This is a genomic window from Endozoicomonas sp. ONNA1 (genome assembly GCF_024606325.1).
Lineage (GTDB): Bacteria > Pseudomonadota > Gammaproteobacteria > Pseudomonadales > Endozoicomonadaceae > Endozoicomonas_A.
Window position 1 is genome coordinate 1 of record NZ_JAHHPN010000879.1, and the last position, 2,619, is coordinate 2,619.

Here is a 2,619-nt window from a genome sequence, read left to right on the forward strand (position 1 = left end):
AATTATCAACGCTGGAATTTCGTTTTTTCCGTTGTCCGAAAACGGTACAGGAAATCAAGTTGATTAACCAATTTTTGCAAGTCTTGTTTCAATACCTTCATCAGTGCAGAAAGGATATGACCCCTTTGCAGCCTGTCCCTGAAAATATCCGATCCTGCAAAGAGTATACGGCAGAGGAAGTTCAAGCTAATACCATTGATTACCTCAGAAAATTAGGACTGAATCCGGAGGATTATCGCTGTTTTTGGGGCGAAGTACGGGATATTCCGTGAAGCAGGTTTGAGATCAAAATAATTAAATATATTCAATAGAGGGATTTATGAATATAAACACTACCGGTACAGATGCTTACGGACTTCATAAGAGCAGTCTTGCTGAAAAAAATGTCGATGGAAGTCATGATTCAGGGCAGGCAAAAGTTAAAAGTTTTTCAAAAAAACGACGGGTTGAAGATAAATACTCTACACTGGCAAAGCAAATATCAGCGCCTGGTTTTATTGCGCCAGGTTTCAGTCATCAGATGCTCAATCAGTCTATTACCGAGCGAAAAATTTCCCGTTCGTTTACTACTGAAGGCTCTGAGTTCGAAGAGGTAGCTATTGGCAGAATGAGGGAGACGTTCACCGCTGGAGAAGTGGCGGAACGTATTCAAAATATCGTTGAAAACCTTATTTATTCGCTGAGATACCACAAAATCGCAAGAGAAGACTATAAAGATGATGAAAGAGACGAAATTACAGAAATTTTTGTCGATTTTATTTTATTCCAGGAGGGCCTGGTCCGTGATCGGTGTTTTACTGCTGAAGGCAGTCCCGATAAATATGTGGCTGGTCAAACCATCAGCCAGATGCGGGTTGAAGAGATAGAGACTTTCCTGCATGCGATTTTTACCGAACGGGCTGAAGCGGAATCGAAACTAAAGAGTTGTAGATTAGTTTATAGTCTGGGGGACATATTGCTTGATTATCTCAATAAAAAAGAGAACGTACCGAATGATGTTGCTCCAGTAGTTAAATATTTTCTATACCTTAAATATGAATTCACCTATGGACAATTGCTGAACGATATATTTCCATTTTTTCAAATTCTACTTTCCGAAAGAGGCCTTTTTTCTGAGCTAGTTCTTGTTTTTAATTTTGCCGTCAAATTCAGGAAGGAAATCATTGACAGTGCTGACTCATCATATCCCACCAAAAATTTGTTAACCATTGCTTTGCGCAGAAACAGAAATGGTATAAGAGAGCATTTTAATCGAGATGTTATGGATATTATTTTCTCCGGGCGTTGTGATGGTATTGTTAATGCCCTGTTTGAAGGCTTCTCTTTACCGGTTGGCAGTGAGGCGACACCAAAAAATCGATTAAATCTTAAATTTGGTGAGGAACTCGAATATGATGTAAGAAATTCATTTTCTGTTCCACGAGGAAAGCTTGTTAAGATTTTTTTATATCGACTCGGAAAAAAGGAGTTAGCTCATCAGGTTCCCGCTAGAAAATTTGGTGCACGTTATGGATTTTATAGTAACTTTACCGTAGTTCCTTTTTACGACACAATAAGCTGGTTTGAAATAAACTGCACGCCTTATCATTCTGATGATCAACTTGCGGAACTGTCTTTTGAGAAGGTGATTGAAGTTATTGATTCAATGCGCAAGGATGGGCTGATTGGTTACAGCTCCGGTCATAAACACGTCGATGTATTAAGTGCCACTCAGGGTGATGCCAGTGTACTGTTGGCGATGGAGTCTGAGATCCAACGAAACCCTTTTTTGCTGAGGGCGTTTGGAAATAATGCTCGCATCGTGCAGTATGATGAAGCTGAGTGGTATAAAACATTTGCTGATTACAATTCAGACATAAAACCATTTGCCGTAAAGCGGTTAAATGTTCTCATTGACCGATATAATAGAAAAATAGAAGAAGGTAATACAGAACCGTTAAACCAAAAAGGTAATACTGATTCGGAAAAAAAAGACAAGCTTAAGCAATTTGCGCACTTTTATAGCCAGCTTGTTCATATGACGACCATACAATGGTTATTTAGTGGCATTGGTGATGATTATATGGAAAAGTATATCGCAATGTCTTTATTGCATATTACTGGAGCAAGCAAAGTAAAGGAGCTTTCAACGTTGGAATTTCGTTTTTTCCGTTGCCCGAAAACGGTACAGGAAATTAAGTTGATTAACCAATTTTTACACGCGTGGTTTCAATATATTCATCGGTGCAGAAAAGATAAAATTCCTTTACAGCCCGTTCCTGAAGATATTCAATCCAGCAAAGATTATACGGCAGAGGAGGTTAAGCTTAAAACCATTGATTACCTCAGGGCATTAGGGCTGAACCCGGAGGACTATCGCTGCTTTTGGGGCGAAGTGAGGCCTCTTCCGTCAACGATCGTTTGAATGAGACTTCAGTTTATAGAATAAATAGGCAGATTTGATTCTGTCACTGAGTTGATTAACCCACCTCTTTAAGATCTCGTCTCTGTTAAAACACTCCACCTCGATCAACTGACTAATACAGCAGGTCATCACTGGGCTAGCAGCCCGTCGGACTTAAGGGTGTCCTACTGCGGTTGCAATAAATTGGTCTAAAAATTCCTGCTTCTTCGTCAAAT

2 protein-coding genes are annotated in these 2,619 nt (G+C 39.6%); both read left to right on the forward strand.

Features of this window, described 5'->3' with window-relative positions; genetic code table 11:
- Positions 1-272, forward strand: a 272-nt coding sequence (locus KDK19_RS20890; protein ID WP_257255056.1) for a hypothetical protein, incomplete at its 5' end; no start/stop codon positions are given.
- 47 nt (positions 273-319) lie between these two features.
- Entirely contained in the window at positions 320-2,404 is a 2,085-nt protein-coding gene (locus KDK19_RS20895) for a hypothetical protein (RefSeq protein ID WP_257282231.1), read from the forward strand.
- Positions 2,405-2,619 lie beyond the last annotated feature (215 nt).

Excerpts from the sequence above, each read along its gene's own strand:
- KDK19_RS20895 (WP_257282231.1), top strand. The coding sequence starts at position 320 with ATGAATATAAACACTACCGGTACAGATGCTTACGGACTTCATAAGAGC.